The sequence below is a fragment of the Thiomonas sp. X19 genome (assembly GCF_900089495.1).
Lineage (GTDB): Bacteria > Pseudomonadota > Gammaproteobacteria > Burkholderiales > Burkholderiaceae_C > Thiomonas_A.
In genome coordinates, this window is sequence record NZ_LT605203.1 from 1,062,183 (window position 1) to 1,079,311 (window position 17,129).

A 17,129-nucleotide genomic window follows, 5' to 3' on the forward strand; every position below is an offset into this window, starting at 1 on the left:
CCGGCGCCGACCCCATGGACCGCCTCGCGGCCCTGCTCGACCATGCCGAGCGCGTGCTCAGCCGCCTGGAGCAAACCCTCGCGCCGACCGCGCCCGAGCCCGACTGGCGCGCGGCCGTGGCGTTTCGCTGGCGCAAGCGCGGCCAGCACGCCATGCTGCAGCCCGTGCGCACGCTGGCGCCCATCCAGCTCTCCGACCTGCAAGGCATCGACGAGCAGAAGCGCCGCATCGAGCGCAACACCCGCCAGTTCGTCGCCGGCAAGCCGGCCAACAACGTGCTGCTCACGGGTGCGCGCGGCACCGGCAAGTCCTCGCTGGTGAAAGCCTGCCTGAACAAATATGCGGCCAAGGGGTTGCGCCTGATCGAAGTGGACAAGGCCGATCTCATCGACCTGCCCGATCTGATGGACTTGCTGGAGTCGCGGCCCGAGCGCTTCATCGTGTTCTCGGACGATCTGTCGTTCGACGAGGGCGAGGCCGGCTACAAGGCGCTCAAATCCGTGCTCGACGGCTCGATCTCGGCCAACGCCGACAACGTGCTGATCTACGCCACGTCCAACCGCCGCCATCTGCTGCCCGAGTACATGCACGAGAACCTCAGCTACCAGCACACCGAAAGCGGCGAAGTGCATCCAGGCGAGGTGGTGGAAGAAAAGATTTCGCTGTCCGAGCGTTTCGGTCTGTGGGTGAGTTTCTACCCCTTCGACCAGGACCATTACCTGCGCATCATCGACCATTGGCTGCAGGCCTTCGGCATCACGCCCGAAGAGGCACAGGCGGCGCATGCCGAGGCCCTGGTCTGGGCGCTGGAGCGCGGCTCGCGCTCAGGCCGCGTGGCGCTGCAGTTCGCGCGCGACTTCGCTGGCCGCAAGCTGCGCTGAGGTCATGCCTGCCACGGTCAAGCCCGAAACCGGCGCGGCTGCGGCCTCCGTGCCTGCCGGTGAGGTCGAGCGTCCGCTGGTGCCGGTGGCCGTGGGCGTGCTGCTGCGGGCCGACGGCAGTTTCCTGCTCGCCAGCCGCCCGGTCGGCAAGCCCTACGCGGGCTATTGGGAATTTCCGGGGGGCAAGATCGAGCCGGGTGAAACCTTGCTGCAGGCGCTGGAGCGCGAGTTGCACGAGGAACTCGATATCCACGCGCCGCATGCCAGCTTCTGGCGTTCATGCGTCGTGGACTATCCGCATGCGCGGGTGGAGTTGCAGTTCTGCAAGGTGACGCATTGGCAAGGCCAGATGCGCCCCTGCGAAGGCCAGGACATCGCGTGGCAGCAACTGCCCGTGACGGTCGCGCCGGTGTTGCCGGGCACCATCCCCGTGTTGCAATGGTTGGCGCAGGAGCGCAGTCACGAAGGACCGACCCATCAGGGGCCGACGCACTTGACCTGATCGGGGCCGTTAGCCGCTTGTTTTGCAATGGGGCGCGGCCAAGCCGCACATGCCGGGCGCGTGCTGCAGCTGCGAGGCTTCAGTGGCTGATGGGCTTGTCGCCGGAACTCGATGCCGGCCCGCTGCTTTCGCCGCCGTCTTCGTCATCCACCGAGGGCTGGGTGGCCACCCGGTAGTTTTCGCTGGCCCAGGCACCGAAATCCAGGTTCTTGCAGCGCTCACTGCAAAACGGCCGCCACGGATTGTCGGCCGCGTAGCGGCTGGGGCCGCCGCAGGCAGGGCAACGCACGGTGCGCACGGCGGGTGCGGTGGTCGAGGCGGTCATGGGCAAAGGGCAATCTCAAAAGCCACATCCGTGGTCACGGGCCTGAGCTTCCAGTCAACGTCTGGCCGCATGTAGCGCACCGAGACCATCAGCCGGTGGCCCGTGGTTTCGGGGACGACCCCCAAAGCACCATCGACGCGCAGGCGCATGAGCTGGAAGCTGCGGCCGCCGAGGTTTTGCTGGTACACGCCCCCAGGGGCCAGGGCCTTGTGCGGCGTACCGGAGTCGCGCAGCAGGCGCAGCAGCAATTCCACGCCCATGGCCAGGGGGCCGAAGCATTCCATCCAGCGCGCCATGTCCAGCCGACGCTGGTCTTCGGGCAGGTGCTGCCAGGCGTAATAGGCTGGCAGATCGAACTCGCAGGTTCCGCCCGGAATGCTGGCGCGGCTGCGGATGGCCATCAGCCATTCGTTGTCGAGCAGGGGCTGGCCGGGTTTGCCGAGTTGCTGGCTCAGGCACTGGAAGGCCGCGTCGAGTTCGGCGAGAACCTCGTCGAGCGTCTGCTCGGAAACTGCTGGGTTGCCGCGGAAGCTGAGAAACTGTTGCCGTTGCCGCTCCAGGTCCTTGAGCAGTTCGGACTTGAGATCCTGGCGCGTGGCCACGTCCATGATCTCGAACAGCGAGAGCAGGGCGAAATGATGGTCAAAGGGGTGGGCGCGCTGCAGCAGGAAATGGACCCGGCGAAACAGGTATTCGAGTCGCAGCATGGTGCGAACGCGCTCGCTCAGGGGGTATTCGTAGAGGATCACGGGCCGGGTCGGGTGGGTACTGCAGCAGGCGGACGGTCGGCCTTCCTTGGCCTGCATCCTCACAGCGTCGCATTGTCATGCATGTGCGGTGGGAATTCAAATGCGGCGGGCGATTTGCAGGTACTGCCCATGCAAGTCGCGGGTACGGGCTTGGAGTGCGGCGAGGTCGGTGCTGTTGTCGATCAGATCGTCGGCAGCAGCACGGCGCGCTTCGCGCGTGGCTTGCGTGGCCATGATGGCACGCACCTGTGACGCATCCAGGTTCGATCTGCGCATGACGCGTTCGATTTGCAAATCTTCGGCGCAGTCGACCACGGCGATGCGGTCCACCACGCCTCGCCAGCGCTCCAGACCCTCGACCAGGAGGGGTACGACGAGCACGAGGTAGGCACCCTGCGCCAGGGCCGCGCGCTCCCGCAGGACCCGACCGATGCGCGGATGAAGGATGGCTTCGAGCTGGTGGCGCCGGCCCGGGTCGGCGAATACGGCGGCGCGCATGCGTGCGCGGTCGAGCCCGCCGTCGGCGGTGATCATCGCGGCGCCGAAGGCCTCGCCAATGGGCGCGATGGCAGCGCCGCCCGGTGCAGTGAGTTCGTGGGCGATGACATCGGCGTCAAGCACGCTCGCCCCCCATGCGGCCAGCAGATGGGCCACGGCCGACTTGCCCGAGCCAATGCCACCCGTGAGTCCGATGGTGAGTTTCGCGGCCAATCGCCGCGTCGTGGTGGCAGTGTTTCCGGTCACGCGTCGTGGCAGATCAAGCGCCGCCGGGCAGCACCCAGGCGATCAGCCGCTGCGGCCCGAGCAGCAACATGATCAGGCCCGCGGCCGCCAGGAAAGGGCCGAAGGGTATGGGTTTGCCGCGCTCGGCCAGCCCGCTGAATTGCAGTGCGATGCCGATGACGGCACCGGCAATGGCCGACAATAGGATGATGGGCAAGAGCGCCATGGCACCGAACCAGGCTCCCAGCGCGGCGAACAGTTTGAAGTCGCCATAGCCCATGCCTTCCTTGCCGGTGAGCAGTTTGAACGCCTGGTAGATGCTCCACAGGCTGGCGTAACCAAGGGCCGCCCCCCAGACCGCCTGCGGCAAAAAGCCAGGGTCGAGCACGGCATGCAGCAACAGGCCCAGCCACAGCAGCGGCAGGGTGATGCCGTCGGGCAGCAGGGTGGTGTCGTAGTCGATGAAAGCCAGGGCAATGAGCCCCCACAGCAGCAGCACCAGTCCGAGTGACCAGGGTGTGAGCCCCTGCAGCACGATCACGGCCGCCGTGAGCACGGCGGTCAGCAGTTCGACCAGCGGATAGCGCACCGAGATGCGCGTGCCACAAGACGAGCACTTGCCGCGCAGCAGCAGCCAACTCAGCAGTGGAATGTTCTCCCACCAGCGAATGGCATGGCCGCATTGCCCGCAGCGCGAGCGCGGATGCATCAGGTTGAAGGCTTCGCTGCTGGGCAGTTCGGCGTCGGGGTGCAGCGTGGCGTGGGCGTCGTGCTGCCAGGCGCGCTCGAGCATCACCGGCAGGCGGTAGATGACGACATTGAGAAAACTGCCCACGGCCAAGCCCACCAGCGCGGCCGCCATCACCCAGAAACCGGCGGGGAGCGCGGCCCATGCAGCGGGCATGATCAACCGACGACCTTGCCGAGATTGAAAATGGGCAAGTACATGGCGATGACCAAGCCGCCGATGAGCACGCCGAGCACCACGATGATGATGGGCTCCAGCAGGCTCGACAGCGCCTTCACCAACTCATCGACTTCGGCCTCGTAGATATCGGCGGCCTTGGACAGCATTTGGTCGAGCGAGCCGGACTCTTCGCCAATGGATGCCATCTGCAGCACCAGAGGCGGAAACACCCCGGTGGTTTGCATCGACAAGGTCAGGCTGGTGCCGGTGGACACGTCCTGTTGGATTTTCTCGGTGGCGCGCTGGTAGACGATATTGCCTGAAGCGCCGCCCACGGAGTCCAGTGCTTCGACCAGGGGAACGCCGGCGCCGAACATGGTCGCCAGGGTCCGGGTCCAGCGGGCGAGCGTGCCCTTGAGCACCAGATCGCCGAAGACGGGGAGCCGCAGCATCATGCGATCGACAAACTCCTTCACCTTGTCCGAGCGCTTCCAGGACTGCAGCAGGAAATAGCCGCCGATGAACAGCGTGCCGAACAGGATGTACCAGTAATGGACGAAAAAATTGGATATGGCGATGACCACCAGCGTGGGCGTTGGAAGGCTGGCGCCAAACTGACTGAAGACGTCCTGGAAGGTCGGCACGACGAACAGCATGATGATGGTGACCACGATCATGGCCACGATCATCACCGCGATCGGGTAGGTGAGCGCGGACTTGATCTTGCTGCGTATGGCGAGGGTCTTTTCCTGGTAGGTGGCAAGGCGATCGAGGATCAACTCGAGCATGCCGGCCTCTTCGCCGGCTTCGACCAGATTGCAATAGAGATGATCGAAGTATTTGGGAAATTTACGAAACGCGGCCGACAAGCTCGTGCCGGTTTCGACGTCGTTGCGAATTTCAGAGATCAGCCTCGCCATCGATGGATTGGGGTGGCTGCGCCCGACGATGTCGAACGACTGCAGCAGCGGCACCCCGGCCCGCAACATGGTGGCCATCTGCCGTGTGAACGTGGTCAGATCCTTGGACTTGATGGCCTTGCCGCCTCCGACCCTGCGCTTCTTGACCTTGGTGGCCAAGATGCCCTGACGTCGCAGCGACGCTTTGACGATGTTCTCGCTGCTCGCGCGTATTTCGCCGCGCTGCAGTTTGCCCTGGCGATCCTTTCCCTCCCAGACGAAGAGAAAATCCTTGGGGGTGCGCATTACGGCTGTTGCCATGGGTCCTCCGGTTGCAGCCTGTTGTTCATTCGTTGGTCACGGCCAACACCTCTTCGAGCGAGGTGAGTCCCTGCTTGACCTTGATGAGTCCCGACTCGCGCAGGGTGCGTACACCATCGCGCTTGGCCTGGTCAGCAATGTCGAGCGCCGTGCCGTGATTCAGGATGATGCGTTGGATTTCTTCACTGATGGGCATGGCCTGGTAGATGCCCAGTCGCCCTTTGTAGCCGCTGCCGCTGCAGGCGCTGCACTTGCCGGGCTTGTAGGGCTTCCAGGAGCCGTCCAGGTCGGCATCTTTGAACCCGGCCTCGAGCAAGGCTGCCGACGGGATGTCCATCGGCGACTTGCACTGGGGGCAAAGCTTGCGTGCCAGACGCTGAGCGGTGATGAGAATCACGCTGGAGGCGATGTTGAATGCCGGCACACCCATATTCATCAAACGTGTGAGCGTTGTCGGGGCGTCGTTGGTGTGCAGGGTCGAGAACACCATGTGCCCGGTCTGCGCGGCCTTGATGGAGATGTCCGCCGTTTCCAGATCGCGAATTTCGCCGACCATGATGATGTCGGGATCCTGACGCAGGAAGGCCCGCAAGGCCGTGGCGAAATTCAGGCCGGCCTTCTCGTTCACGTTGACCTGGTTGACGCCGGGAAGATTGATTTCCGCCGGATCTTCAGCCGTGGAGATATTGACGCCCGGCTGGTTGAGCAGGTTCAGGTAGGAATAGAGCGACACCGTTTTGCCGCTGCCCGTGGGGCCGGTGACCAGCACCATGCCATAGGGACGTTTGATGGCGCGCATCACGCGCTCTTTTTCATCCGGCTCATAGCCCAGGGATTCAATGCCCATCTTGGCAAGGGACGAGTCCAGGATCCGGATGACGATTTTTTCGCCGTGGATGGTCGGCAAGGTGCTGATGCGGAAGTCGATGGACTTATCGGGGCCAAAGCGCAGTTTCATGCGCCCGTCCTGCGGTACGCGGCGTTCAGCGATGTCCAGACGCGAAATCACCTTGATGCGCGAGGCCAGTTTTTCTTTGATGGCGACAGGCGGCTGGGCAATTTCACGCAACTCGCCATCGACGCGGAAGCGGATTCGATAAAAGTTCTCGAAGGGCTCGAAGTGCAGGTCGGACGCTCGCATATTGATCGCATCCACCAGCATTTTTTGCAGAAAGCGCACCACCGGGGCATCGTCAATGTCTGCGCCCGCGGCCGCGTCTTTTTCGGCGCTGGCGTCCCTGGAGCCATCGTCAAGATCGCCGAGGTCAAAATCCTCACCGACCAGGGCATTGATCTGGGTGCTGGCGGATTGGGTGCTCTGCTCGATCCAGCGCAATAATTTGTCGTACTCGACCACAACCAGGTCGACCGCGGCCTGGGTCTGAAATTTGATCTTGTCTTCAGCCTCATGGTCGGCGGGATCGGCCGTTGCCACCACCAGTTTGTTGCCGCGCTTGATCAGCGGAAGAACTTTGTAGGCCTGGATGATTTTGGGATCGAGCACGCCAGGCGGCACCCGGGCAGGGTCTAGCGCGTCGAGGTCGAGCATGGGTAGCGCAAACGTCTTGCTGACCCAGTGCGCAAGGTCTGCTGCGCTCATGGAGCCGCTGGACAGCAGGGTTGCGATGAAGCTCGTTCGCGATTCGACTGCGCGCTTCTGGATTTGCTCGGCTACAGCGCGCTGCAACTGATCCGATTGCACCAATGCATGTCCAAGCCCGGATAGCTGGGTGGACGATTTGCTTTGCGTCGGGGATGCTGCGAGAACTGTCGACATGGTGGCGGAGTATGGCTAGTGCATGATGCTGGTTGCCCGCCACTTTGTAAATCAGGCCTCGTGCGGGTAACGCCCCGTGAGGGGAATTCTGTCGCAGATTCGCAAGTTTTTTGCGTTGAAGCCTACCTTGGCTGGTGCTTCCCGGGTGCTCCCAACCGCAAGGCAAAAACAAAAACGGCCGCATATGGCGACCGTCAGTTTCGGGAATTCTGGTCGGGGTGAGAGGATTCGAACCTCCGGCCTCTACGTCCCGAACGTAGCGCTCTACCAGGCTAAGCTACACCCCGATGGGAAAAACGCAATGGATCGCTGCAAACAAAACTCATGCGTTGCGATCCAAAGAGTAAGCGCACAAGTCTATCAGAGCTTCGCGCTCGGGACTCGGCTCCAGGCCTTCGAGCAGGGCGCGCGCACTGCTCAATTCAGCCTGGGCTGTTTCATGCACGGTGTCCAGCGCACCGCAGTCCCGAACGATCTGCAAAATGCGCGGCATATTCTGGGTTTCGCCATGGCGAATGGCGTTTTGAATGAGTTCGCGCTCGGTTTGTGTCCCGCGCTGCATGGCAACGATCAGCGGCAGCGTGGGCTTGCCCTCGCGCAGATCGTCGCCGACGTTTTTGCCCATCTCCTCCGCCTCGCCGTTGTAGTCCAGCGCATCATCGATGAGCTGGAATGCCGTGCCGATGGCGCGGCCACAAGCCGCGGAGGCATCCTCGTGCTTCGTGTCCACGCCGGCCAGCACGGCGCCTATGCGTGCCGCCGCATCGAACAGGGTCGCAGTCTTGTAGCCGATGACCTGGAGATAGCGCTCCACGCCGACCTCGGGGTCGTGCATGTTCAGGAGCTGTAGCACCTCGCCTTCGGCGATCACATTCGTCGCATCCGCCAGAATTTGCAGGATGCGCAGATTGCCGGCCGTGACCATCATCTGGAAGGCGCGCGAATAGAGAAAGTCGCCAGCCAGGACGCTCGCGGCATTGCCGAATCGCGCATTGGAGGTTTTGCGCCCACGCCGCAAGTCCGACTCATCGACGACGTCGTCGTGCAGCAGGGTCGCCGTATGGATCAGCTCGACCACTGCGGCCAAGGTGTGATGGTGTGGCCCGTTGTAGCCATGCGCCTTGGCCATCAGCAGGAGCAGGGCGGGACGCAGGCGCTTGCCGCCAGCGGAAATGATGTGGCCGCTGATGGCATTGATCAGCTGCACTTCGGAGGTCAGGTTTTGCCGGATGCTTGCGTCGACTTCACGCATGTCCTGTGCAATGGGAGCGAGGATCGATTGAATCGAATGCGAAGAAGTCACGAAGTGTGCGGGTTCAAGGTTGGGTCCGCGCGCGTGGCGCGAAAGCTGTGGTGCAGGGCCTTGGGCAATTTTATAGGGCTGCCCATCTCGTCCCTGGCGCCAGGGCTTGGGCATCGGCCTGGGGCCGCGGCAGCGCAAGGCTCTGTTATGATGCACGGTTCATCGGTTTTTGCAATTTGCAAGTCAAATTGCGCGCTGGATGAATTGTGACCAGCCTTTCATCGAATGGAAGGCTGTACGTTCAATTTTCAGGAGTAGTCATATGTATGCGGTCATAAAAACCGGCGGCAAGCAATACAAGGTTTGCGCCGGCGAAAAGATCAAGGTAGAACAGTTACCCGCAGACATTGGCCAAGACATCGTGATCGATCAGGTGCTTGCCGTATTCAGCGGCGAGGACACCCGGATCGGCACTCCCCTTGTGGCGGGTGCGGCGGTGACAGCCAAAGTTTTGTCGCATGGGCGTGGCGAGAAGGTGCGTATTTTCAAGATGCGCCGCCGCAAGCACTACCAAAAGCATCAAGGGCATCGGCAGAATTACACCGAGCTGCAGATCGAAAGCATCGCGGCGTAAGGAGAACCAAACATGGCACAGAAAAAAGGCGGCGGCTCAACCCGCAACGGACGCGATTCAGAAGCCAAACGGCTGGGCGTCAAGGCATTCGGCGGTGAGGCCATTCCGGCTGGCTCCATCATCGTGCGTCAGCGTGGTACGCGTTTTCACGCGGGCGTCAACGTCGGCATGGGCAAGGATCACACCCTGTTCGCGTTGGTTGATGGTCAGGTTCAATTCGGCCGCAAGGGCGAGCACAACCGCCAGTTCGTCAATATCACTCCGCTGAAATCGGCCGAGGCCTGAAGTCGGCAAGTGCCGGAGTCCCGCGGCACGGTGATTGGCTGTATCCAAGTTTGACCCAAGCCCCGGCTTGCAGCCACTGGCATCCTGCCGGGGCAGGCAAGTCGGGGCTTGTGCTTTGAACGCACTGTGTGCAGCAGGCTGAACTTCCGAGTCGGAGTTTGGTATGAGGTGGACTGCACTTGCACCAATGCCCCCAAGCTGCAGCACCGTGTTTTTTGAGAGTGAGCGAGCACGTGAAATTCATTGATGAAGCCCAGATCGAAGTGTCCGCTGGCAAGGGCGGCAACGGCTGCATGTCTTTTCGTCGCGAGAAATTCATTCCATTCGGCGGCCCGGATGGGGGAGATGGGGGCAGGGGCGGCCACATTTATGTGGAGGCCGACTCCAACCTCAACACCCTGATCGATTTCCGCTATCAGCGCCTGTACCGCGCACGCAATGGTGAGCACGGGCGTGGGGCCGATCAGTTCGGCGCTGCCGGTGAAGACATGCTGCTGCGCGTTCCGGTGGGTACGCTGATTCGCGACGCCGAGAGCGGCGACGTGGTGGCTGACCTGACCGAATCGGGCCAGCGCATCGTCTTGGCGCAAGGTGGCCAGGGTGGACTTGGAAATTTGCGTTTCAAGTCCAGCACCAACCGGGCTCCGCGCCAAAGCACACCAGGGCATCTGGGCGAGCAGCGCAAATTGCATCTCGAACTCAAGGTGCTGGCGGATGTGGGCATGTTGGGCATGCCCAACGCAGGCAAGAGCACGTTCATCGCGGCCGTGTCCAACGCCCGGCCGAAGATTGCCGACTATCCCTTCACGACGCTGCATCCCCAATTGGGCGTGGTGCGCGTGGGCGAGGGGCAGAGTTTTGTCGTGGCCGACATTCCAGGGCTGATCGAAGGCGCAGCCGAAGGGGCTGGTCTCGGGCACCAGTTTTTGCGCCACCTGCAGCGCACGCGCTTATTGCTGCACTTGGTGGATGTCGCGCCTTTCGACCCCGAAGCCGATCCGGTGCGCGATGCGCGCAGCGTCGTTGCCGAGCTGAAAAAGTATGACTCCGAGCTTGCCGCCAAGCCGCGCTGGCTGGTGCTCAACAAGATCGACATCGTGCCGCAGGAGGAGCGCAAGGCACGCGTGGCCGACATCGTGCGCCGCCTGCGACACAAAGGTCCGGTTTTCGTCATTTCGGCGTTGGCGCGGGAGGGGCTCGAGCCCCTGTTGCGCGAGATCTTCGAGGCCGTTCGCAAGCAAGGCCCAGCCACGCCCGAGCCCATGCATGATCCACGCTTTACCCAAAATGACGCTTGAGGACGGACGCAAACCTTCGGTGATTGCCGCCGCCCGCCGGTTGGTGGTCAAGGTCGGCTCCAGCCTCGTGACGGACGAGGGACGCGGCATCGACCACGCTGCGGTGGCGCGCTGGGTGGAACAGATCACTGCCCTGCATGGGCTGGGGAAGGAAGTCATCCTGGTGTCCAGCGGTGCCATTGCCGAAGGCATGAAGCGCCTGGGCTGGAACAAACGGCCCAACGAAATTCCCGAGTTGCAGGCCGCCGCTGCCGTCGGCCAGATGGGTCTTGCGCAGGCCTACGAGTCGGCTTTCAGCGCGCGCGGGCGGCACTGCGCGCAGATTCTGTTGACGCATGCCGACCTGGCCAACCGCCGTCGTTATCTGAACGCCCGCAGCGCGCTGCTGACCTTGTTGGCGCATGGCGTGGTCCCCGTCATCAACGAGAACGACACGGTGGTCACCGACGAGATCAAGGTCGGCGATAACGACACGCTGGGCGCGCTGGTGACCAATCTGGTGGAGGCCGACGCCTTCATCATCCTCACCGACCAGAGCGGGCTGTATTCAGCCGATCCACGCAAGGACTCGAATGCCGCTTTGATGACCCATGTCCAGGCCGATGACCCCGCACTCGTGGCGATGGCCGGCGGCGCCGGTAGCGCCATCGGCAAGGGTGGCATGCTGACCAAGGTGCTGGCGGCGCGCAGGGCCGCGCAAAGCGGTGCGCATACCGTGATTGCCAGCGGGCGTGAGCCGGATGTGCTGTTGCGCCTGGCCGCCGGTGAGTCCATCGGCAGCCAGTTGTCCGCGGGCTCGGGCAAACTGGCCGCGCGCAAGCAATGGATGGTCGATCATCTGCAGATCGGCGGACGTGTGGGTGTGGATGCCGGGGCCGCCCGGCGGTTGCGCGAAGGCGGTGCCAGTCTGTTGCCCGTGGGCGTGGTTGATGTGAGTGGCGAATTCGAGCGCGGTGACGTGATTGCCGTGCTCGACCCGCAGGGCCAGGAAATTGCACGTGGTCTGAGCAATTACGCTTCAGCGGAAGCCCGGCTCATCCGGCGCGCGCCGACTGCACAGATTGAAGCCATACTCGGTTTCATCGAAGAGCCCGAACTCATTCACCGCGACAACATGGTGCTGACCCAACTTGTGCCCTGATCCGGCGCCGCTCAGGGGGTGGGTTGCACGGTGCGGATGCCCTGCTTGAGCCTTGCGACCATCTCGGCACTTGAGCCCGCGGCCAACCGCCCCTTGCAGAGATAGTCGGTATCGAGCACGGCATGGATGCGGGTGAACCCGCCAGCATTGACACTGCGCCAGTCGCTCGACGGATTGGGTACCCAACGCTTGGCGCTCGCACTCCAGACGCCGTAGATATGCCAGCTATCTTGGGCGCAATCCAGGCCTTCGTAGCTGATGTTGCTGGGGCCTTGCGGACTGCGGGCGACCAGGGTGTAGCGCACCAGCGCATCGCCAGCGAGGCTGATGCTGGGGAGGTCAACGAAAAACTCAAGCGTCGACCCGCCGGTGACGGCGACCTTTTGCAGGCCGTTGTCTTGCGGAGCCATGGGAAACTCCACTGGGGCGACCGTTGCCTGAGGTTTGGACGGCTCCAGCAGACCCTGTGAGCCGTTCGCGCTTTGCGCCGAGGCTGGGCCGGCGGCGAGACCGAGCAACAGGCCGCAAGACAGCGCATGCAGAGTGTGACGGAATTGGGGTTTCCAAGCAATCGCAGCAATCATTCGGTCTGGGGGTCGGGGTGGAGTGTGCCGTGCGGGGCGCGGCCGTGACGCAGGTTGGCGCGCAGGTAACGGGTACGCGGCTCCACTCTGGGCAAAAGGTGCGCGAGTTCGGACAGGGCCTGCTGGTAAACCTCGCGCTTGAACTCGATCACGCTGTCGAGCGGAATCCAGTACTCGTTCCAGCGCCAGGCGTCGAATTCAGGGTGGGTGGTGGCGCGCAGGCAGACATCGCAATCACGCCCCGTCAACTTGAGCAGGAACCAGATTTGCTTCTGGCCTTTGTAAATGCCGTGGCTGTCGCGGCGCAGAAATTGCTGCGGTACGTCGTAGCGCAGCCAGTTGCGCGTGCGACCGAGGACATGCACATGACAGGGCTTCAAGCCCACTTCCTCGAACAGTTCGCGGTACATCGCCTGCTCGGGGTTTTCGCCAGCGTTGATGCCACCTTGCGGGAACTGCCAGGAATGCGCACTGACCCGCTTGCCCCAGAACACCTGATTTTTGGTGTTCAGCAGGATGATGCCGACGTTGGGACGATAGCCTTCGCGGTCCAACATGGCCGATATCCTTCATCTTTTAGAATCCTGTTCCGATTATAGGCACCGCCTTTTCCGCGCGAATCCCCGTGCAGCCAGCCCACAAACCGTGCGAGGTTTGGCACGGCCGCCCCTGGGCGCCTAAGCTGCCCCACCTGCAAAACTCAAGGCCCGACTCTCCATGCGTGTTTCCCGTTTTTTCATCTCCACCCAGAAAGAGGCCCCGGCCGATGCCGAAGTTGCCAGCCAGGCCTTGATGTTGCGCGCCGGGATGATCAAGAAGCTCGCTGCCGGGCTCTACAGCTACATGCCCCTGGGACTGCGCAGCATCCGCAAGGTGGAGGCCATCGTGCGCGAGGAAATGAACCGCGCCGGTGCCATCGAGTTGCTCATGCCGGTGGTGCAGCCGGCCGAACTTTGGCAGGAAACCGGACGCTGGGAGAAGTACGGGCCGGAGCTGCTGCGCATCAAGGACAGGCACCAGCGCGACTTTGTCGTGCAACCCACCTCGGAGGAGGTGGTGACCGATCTGGCGCGCAGCGAAATTCGCTCGTGGCGGCAGCTGCCGCTCAATTTTTATCACATCCAGACCAAATTCCGCGACGAGCGCCGGCCGCGTTTCGGCGTCATGCGCGCGCGTGAATTCACCATGAAGGACGCCTATTCCTTCGATCGCGACTACGCCGGCGCACAGGTCAGCTATCAGGCCATGTACGCCGCCTATCAGCGCATCTTTCAACGCTTCGGTTTCGAGTTCCGCGCCGTGGCCGCCGACTCGGGTGCCATCGGCGGCTCGATGAGCCACGAGTTCCATGTCATCGCCGAGACCGGTGAGGACGCCATCGCCTACTGCCCTGATTCCGACTACGCCGCGAATGTGGAACTGGCCGAAGCCCTGCCTGCAGTGGCACGGCGCGCCGCGCCGGGCGAAGACCTGCGCAAGACGCCCACGCCTGGCGCGGCCAAATGCGAAGATGTCGCCGCGTTGCTGGGCATGCCGCTGGCGCGCACGGTCAAGTCGGTGGTCATGGCCGTGGATGCTCGCAATGACAAAGGCGTCATCACCTCCACCCATGTCGTGCTGTTGCTGGTGCGTGGCGACCATGCGGTGAACGACATCAAGGTCGGCAAGCTGCAGGGGCTGGGCGATGCGCGCATGGCGACAGAGGCCGAGATCGTCGAGTATTTCGGCTGCAAGCCGGGCTACATCGGGCCCATCGGTACCGCCAAACCCATGCGCGTGGTGGTCGACCGCACCGTGGCGGCCATGCACGATTTCGTCCTTGGCGCCAATGCCGAAGATTTCCATTTCACCGGCGTCAATTGGGGACGCGACCTGCCCGAGCCCCAGGTGGCCGACATTCGCAATGTGGTCGAGGGCGATGCCAGCCCCGACGGCAAAGGCCGGCTTGCCATCTGCCGCGGCATCGAGGTCGGTCATGTCTTTTACCTCGGCACCAAGTATTCCGCCGCCATGGGCGCATCCTTTCTCGATGAGAACGGCAAATCGCAAGCGCTGGAGATGGGCTGCTACGGCATCGGCATCACCCGCATTCTCGGAGCCTGCATCGAGCAGAACCACGATGCGCGCGGCATGGTCTGGCCGGAGGCCATCGCTCCTTTCACCGCGGTTGTCTGCCCCATTGCCTACGACCGCAATGCCACCGTGCGCGAGGCGGCTGACAGGCTCTATGCGCAGTTGCAGGAAGCCGGTGTGGACGTGGTGCTCGACGACCGTGGCGGGCGCCCCGGCGCGATGTTCGCCGACTGGGAACTGATCGGCGTGCCGCACCGCCTGGTGGTGTCCGAGCGGGGTCTGGCTGCAGGCACGCTGGAGTACCAGCACCGCCGCGACACGGCAGCCACCGCCATCAGCCTGGATGGCGTGTTGGCGCATCTGCAGCAGCGGTCAGCGGTCTGAGCGCCATGCGTTGCGGCTTTGCGGTCCGGCACGTCAGATCTCAAGGAAACGAAGGGCCGCTCCCGAGTTTTCTTGTCTCCCCTCGGGGGGGGGCTTGCGGACTTCTGGGGGCGCTCATGAGCCGCGTTCGTCACGGCTTGCGCGTCCTGGCGGTCTGCGCAGCCTTGTTCCTCATCTTCGCCATGGGCCTGAACCGCGCCTGGGCCGGGGACCAGAAGGAAGAACAGCTGTCGGACGCCGTGCGCGTGGCCTTGGCTGCGCAGATCGCCGACGCAGCGCCGCCCAAGCAGCATTTCCGCAGCCCGCAGCACCTCATCGGCTATCTCATGTGGCTCGCCACCGAGTCGTCACGCCTGCGTGCGCGCATGCCCAATTTCGTGGTGCGCGAGGCCTTCCTGCAAACCGTGTGGTACGAGGCGCATCGTGCGGGCCTGGAGCCGGCACTGGTGCTGGGTTTGATTCAGGTGGAAAGCGGATTCAAGAAATACGCCATTTCATCCACCGGTGCCTTGGGGCTGATGCAGGTCATGCCGTTCTGGACGCGGCAGATCGGCAACGGCAACGCCGAGACCTTGCTCAATATGCAGATCAATCTGCGCTACGGCTGCGTCATCCTGCGCCACTATCTCAATCTCGAGCATGGCGATTTGTTCATGGCGCTGGGACGCTACAACGGTTCGCGTGGCAACGCGGCGTATCCTGACGCCGTGCTGGCGGCGCGCAAAGCCTGGCTGATGGACCAGGCGACCGAGTCGTTTGCCAAGACCGACGCCAAGGCTGATGCCAAAACCGAACAACCGCTGCGTTGAGCCCGGCCGATCATCCTCGACCCGCTCGCAGCGCACACCCCGCGAGCGGGGCACGGAACTCAGCGCCGCATCAAGCCAGCGCCGCCCATGCGCTGCATCATCTTGAACATCTTGCCGCCCTTCATTTTTTTCATCATGTCGCGCATCTGCTCGAACTGGCTGAGCATGCGGTTGACTTCCTGCACCTGCACACCCGCCCCGGTGGCGATGCGGCGTTTGCGCGAAGCCTTGATGACGTCCGGTTTGCGGCGCTCGTGCGGGGTCATCGACGAAATGATGCCCTGCATGCGGCGCACGTCGCGGGTGGCTTTATCCATGTCGGCCTGACCCGCGCGCGCCTGCATCTCCGCCGGCAGCTTGTCCATCAGGCCTTGCAGGCCGCCCATCTTGTTCATCTGCTGCAACTGCATCAGGAAGTCGTTCAGGTCGAACTGCTCGCCCGATTTCACCTTCTGCGCCAGTTGCTGCGCCGCCTGGATGTCGACGCTGCGCTGCGCCTCCTCCACCAGCGCCAGCACGTCGCCCATACCCAGAATGCGGTCGGCCATGCGGGATGGGTCGAAAGCCTCCAGCCCGTCGATCTTCTCCGACACGCCGGCGAACTTCACCGGGGCGCCCGTCACGTGATGCACCGACAGCGCCGCGCCGCCGCGGGCGTCGCCGTCCAGCTTGGTCAGCACGATGCCGGTGAGCGGCAGCGCGTCGTGAAAGGCGCGCGCCGTAGCCAGCGCGTCCTGGCCCTGCATGGCGTCGACCACGAACAGGGTTTCGATGGGTTTGAGCGCCGCGTGCAACTCGGCGATTTCGCGCATCATCTCCGCATCCACCGCCAGGCGCCCGGCGGTATCCACCAGCAGCACGTCGATGTGGTGGGCGCGGGCGTAGTCCACCGCACGGCGGGCGATATCGATGGGTTTTTCGTCCGGTGACGACGGCAGGAACTCGGCCCCCGCTTGTTGCGTCACGGTTTGCAGCTGGGCGATGGCCGCGGGTCGGTAGACGTCGCACGACACCGTCAGCACTTTCTTTTTCTGGCGCTCGATCAACCACTTCGCCAGCTTGGCCGTGGTGGTGGTTTTGCCCGCGCCCTGCAGGCCGGCCATGAGCACCACCGCCGGTGGCTGCACCGCGAGGTTCAGGCCCACGGCCCCCGGCCCCATGAGGGCCGCCAACTCTTTGTGCACCACGCCCACCAGCGCCTGGCCGGGGGAGAGCGAGCCCACCACTTCCTGGCCCAAGGCTTTTTCTTTCACGCGCGTGGTGAATTCGCGCACCACCGGCAAGGCGACGTCGGCTTCCAGCAAGGCCAGGCGCACCTCGCGCAGCATCTCGGCGATATTCGATTCGGTGATGCGCGCTTCACCCCGAATGGTCTTGACGACACGGGAGAGTCGCTGGGTCAGGTTATTGAGCATGGGGCGGTGTTCGAAGGGGCTGGATATCGGGGTGTGAGGGGGCGGAGCCGCGCCAATCTGGAGGGGCGGCATCGCATGCGCCAGGGTACTCCGGCGCGCGACAGCGGCGTGGCCCGACCGCTGTGGCTGTCTCGACCCGTCCAGCAGGGCTGGCGACATGCCTGTTTGCGACATGACTA

18 protein-coding genes and 1 tRNA gene are annotated in these 17,129 nt (G+C 63.5%); 8 read left to right on the forward strand and 11 right to left on the reverse strand.

Annotated elements, in window-relative coordinates; genetic code table 11:
* Positions 1 to 14 precede the first annotated feature (14 nt).
* Together THIX_RS04950 and THIX_RS04955 are read left to right on the forward strand one after the other, a co-directional pair.
* The gene (locus THIX_RS04950; protein ID WP_112488182.1) at positions 15 to 881 is read left to right on the forward strand and encodes an ATP-binding protein; all 867 of its coding nucleotides are present in this window, start codon (positions 15 to 17) and stop codon (positions 879 to 881) included.
* Between the two features lie 4 nt (positions 882 to 885).
* Complete coding sequence (locus tag THIX_RS04955) at positions 886 to 1,383, forward strand: NUDIX domain-containing protein (RefSeq protein WP_112485314.1); 498 nt, start codon at positions 886 to 888, stop codon at positions 1,381 to 1,383.
* 79 nt (positions 1,384 to 1,462) lie between these two features.
* Here THIX_RS04955 and THIX_RS04960 read toward each other — a convergent pair whose 3' ends face one another.
* The 8 genes from THIX_RS04960 to THIX_RS04995 form a co-directional block, all read right to left on the reverse strand.
* The gene (locus tag THIX_RS04960) at positions 1,463 to 1,708 is read right to left on the reverse strand and encodes a DNA gyrase inhibitor YacG (protein ID WP_112485315.1); all 246 of its coding nucleotides are present in this window, start codon (positions 1,706 to 1,708) and stop codon (positions 1,463 to 1,465) included.
* A complete protein-coding gene (zapD, locus tag THIX_RS04965) occupies positions 1,705 to 2,457 on the reverse strand; it encodes a cell division protein ZapD (RefSeq protein ID WP_112488183.1) in 753 nt (250 codons plus the stop codon). Before zapD ends, THIX_RS04960 begins: the two co-directional genes overlap by 4 nt.
* Before the next feature lie 96 nt (positions 2,458 to 2,553).
* Positions 2,554 to 3,201 (reverse strand): dephospho-CoA kinase, encoded by a 648-nt coding sequence (gene coaE / locus THIX_RS04970; protein ID WP_233224404.1) that lies wholly within the window; start codon positions 3,199 to 3,201, stop codon positions 2,554 to 2,556.
* A 13-nt stretch (positions 3,202 to 3,214) separates the two neighbouring features.
* Positions 3,215 to 4,084: an A24 family peptidase gene (locus THIX_RS04975; protein WP_112485316.1), complete on the reverse strand. Its 870-nt coding sequence runs from the start codon at positions 4,082 to 4,084 to the stop codon at positions 3,215 to 3,217.
* Between the two features lie 2 nt (positions 4,085 to 4,086).
* Complete coding sequence (locus THIX_RS04980; RefSeq protein ID WP_112485317.1) at positions 4,087 to 5,307, reverse strand: type II secretion system F family protein; 1,221 nt, start codon at positions 5,305 to 5,307, stop codon at positions 4,087 to 4,089.
* A 25-nt stretch (positions 5,308 to 5,332) separates the two neighbouring features.
* Positions 5,333 to 7,084, reverse strand: coding sequence for a type IV-A pilus assembly ATPase PilB (gene pilB / locus THIX_RS04985; protein ID WP_112485318.1), 1,752 nt, complete (start codon positions 7,082 to 7,084; stop codon positions 5,333 to 5,335).
* 210 nt (positions 7,085 to 7,294) lie between these two features.
* A tRNA-Pro gene (locus THIX_RS04990) sits at positions 7,295 to 7,371 on the reverse strand.
* A gap of 35 nt (positions 7,372 to 7,406) precedes the next feature.
* Entirely contained in the window at positions 7,407 to 8,336 is a 930-nt protein-coding gene (locus THIX_RS04995; protein ID WP_112485319.1) for a polyprenyl synthetase family protein, read from the reverse strand.
* 313 nt (positions 8,337 to 8,649) lie between these two features.
* On the opposite strand from THIX_RS04995, the gene rplU reads away from it, so the two are divergent.
* The 4 genes from rplU (at position 8,650) to proB (ending at position 11,685) form a co-directional block, all read left to right on the forward strand.
* Positions 8,650 to 8,961, forward strand: a complete 312-nt coding sequence (rplU, locus tag THIX_RS05000) for a 50S ribosomal protein L21 (RefSeq protein WP_112485320.1) — start codon at positions 8,650 to 8,652, stop codon at positions 8,959 to 8,961.
* Positions 8,962 to 8,973: 12 nt separating this feature from the next.
* Complete coding sequence (gene rpmA, locus THIX_RS05005) at positions 8,974 to 9,246, forward strand: 50S ribosomal protein L27 (protein ID WP_112485321.1); 273 nt, start codon at positions 8,974 to 8,976, stop codon at positions 9,244 to 9,246.
* A 233-nt stretch (positions 9,247 to 9,479) separates the two neighbouring features.
* Positions 9,480 to 10,544, forward strand: a complete 1,065-nt coding sequence (gene cgtA, locus THIX_RS05010) for an Obg family GTPase CgtA (protein WP_112485322.1) — start codon at positions 9,480 to 9,482, stop codon at positions 10,542 to 10,544.
* On the forward strand, positions 10,534 to 11,685 hold the full coding sequence (gene proB / locus THIX_RS05015; RefSeq protein ID WP_112485323.1) for a glutamate 5-kinase: 1,152 nt from the start codon (positions 10,534 to 10,536) through the stop codon (positions 11,683 to 11,685). Before cgtA ends, proB begins: the two co-directional genes overlap by 11 nt.
* Positions 11,686 to 11,696: 11 nt before the next feature.
* Here proB and THIX_RS05020 read toward each other — a convergent pair whose 3' ends face one another.
* Both THIX_RS05020 and THIX_RS05025 read right to left on the reverse strand, forming a co-directional pair.
* Positions 11,697 to 12,269, reverse strand: coding sequence for a CNP1-like family protein (locus THIX_RS05020; protein ID WP_112485324.1), 573 nt, complete (start codon positions 12,267 to 12,269; stop codon positions 11,697 to 11,699).
* Positions 12,266 to 12,826 (reverse strand): RNA pyrophosphohydrolase, encoded by a 561-nt coding sequence (locus THIX_RS05025; protein ID WP_112485325.1) that lies wholly within the window; start codon positions 12,824 to 12,826, stop codon positions 12,266 to 12,268. Before THIX_RS05025 ends, THIX_RS05020 begins: the two co-directional genes overlap by 4 nt.
* A gap of 160 nt (positions 12,827 to 12,986) precedes the next feature.
* Between THIX_RS05025 and THIX_RS05030 the strand changes: the two genes are divergently transcribed.
* Together THIX_RS05030 and THIX_RS05035 are read left to right on the forward strand one after the other, a co-directional pair.
* Complete coding sequence (locus tag THIX_RS05030; RefSeq protein ID WP_112485326.1) at positions 12,987 to 14,726, forward strand: proline--tRNA ligase; 1,740 nt, start codon at positions 12,987 to 12,989, stop codon at positions 14,724 to 14,726.
* Positions 14,727 to 14,842: 116 nt separating this feature from the next.
* Positions 14,843 to 15,535 carry a transglycosylase SLT domain-containing protein gene (locus THIX_RS05035; RefSeq protein WP_112485327.1) on the forward strand — a complete coding sequence of 231 codons (693 nt, stop codon included), beginning with the start codon at positions 14,843 to 14,845 and terminating at the stop codon, positions 15,533 to 15,535.
* Between the two features lie 59 nt (positions 15,536 to 15,594).
* Here THIX_RS05035 and ffh read toward each other — a convergent pair whose 3' ends face one another.
* A complete protein-coding gene (gene ffh, locus THIX_RS05040) occupies positions 15,595 to 16,950 on the reverse strand; it encodes a signal recognition particle protein (protein WP_112485328.1) in 1,356 nt (451 codons plus the stop codon).
* Between the last annotated feature and the right edge of the window lie 179 nt (positions 16,951 to 17,129).

Bases quoted from the DNA above. Each gene is read 5' to 3' on its own strand.
- THIX_RS04975 (WP_112485316.1), bottom strand. From the start codon at position 4,084: ATGCCCGCTGCATGGGCCGCGCTCCCCGCCGGTTTCTGGGTGATGGCG.
- THIX_RS04955 (WP_112485314.1), top strand. From the start codon at position 886: ATGCCTGCCACGGTCAAGCCCGAAACCGGCGCGGCTGCGGCCTCCGTG.
- THIX_RS05020 (WP_112485324.1), bottom strand. From the start codon at position 12,269: ATGATTGCTGCGATTGCTTGGAAACCCCAATTCCGTCACACTCTGCAT.
- THIX_RS05035 (WP_112485327.1), top strand. From the start codon at position 14,843: ATGAGCCGCGTTCGTCACGGCTTGCGCGTCCTGGCGGTCTGCGCAGCC.
- THIX_RS05025 (WP_112485325.1), bottom strand. From the start codon at position 12,826: ATGTTGGACCGCGAAGGCTATCGTCCCAACGTCGGCATCATCCTGCTG.
- THIX_RS05030 (WP_112485326.1), top strand. From the start codon at position 12,987: ATGCGTGTTTCCCGTTTTTTCATCTCCACCCAGAAAGAGGCCCCGGCC.
- proB (WP_112485323.1), top strand. From the start codon at position 10,534: ATGACGCTTGAGGACGGACGCAAACCTTCGGTGATTGCCGCCGCCCGC.
- ffh (WP_112485328.1), bottom strand. From the start codon at position 16,950: ATGCTCAATAACCTGACCCAGCGACTCTCCCGTGTCGTCAAGACCATT.
- pilB (WP_112485318.1), bottom strand. From the start codon at position 7,084: ATGTCGACAGTTCTCGCAGCATCCCCGACGCAAAGCAAATCGTCCACC.
- THIX_RS04980 (WP_112485317.1), bottom strand. From the start codon at position 5,307: ATGGCAACAGCCGTAATGCGCACCCCCAAGGATTTTCTCTTCGTCTGG.
- rpmA (WP_112485321.1), top strand. From the start codon at position 8,974: ATGGCACAGAAAAAAGGCGGCGGCTCAACCCGCAACGGACGCGATTCA.
- THIX_RS04950 (WP_112488182.1), top strand. From the start codon at position 15: ATGGACCGCCTCGCGGCCCTGCTCGACCATGCCGAGCGCGTGCTCAGC.
- rplU (WP_112485320.1), top strand. From the start codon at position 8,650: ATGTATGCGGTCATAAAAACCGGCGGCAAGCAATACAAGGTTTGCGCC.
- THIX_RS04960 (WP_112485315.1), bottom strand. From the start codon at position 1,708: ATGACCGCCTCGACCACCGCACCCGCCGTGCGCACCGTGCGTTGCCCT.
- THIX_RS04995 (WP_112485319.1), bottom strand. From the start codon at position 8,336: ATGCGTGAAGTCGACGCAAGCATCCGGCAAAACCTGACCTCCGAAGTG.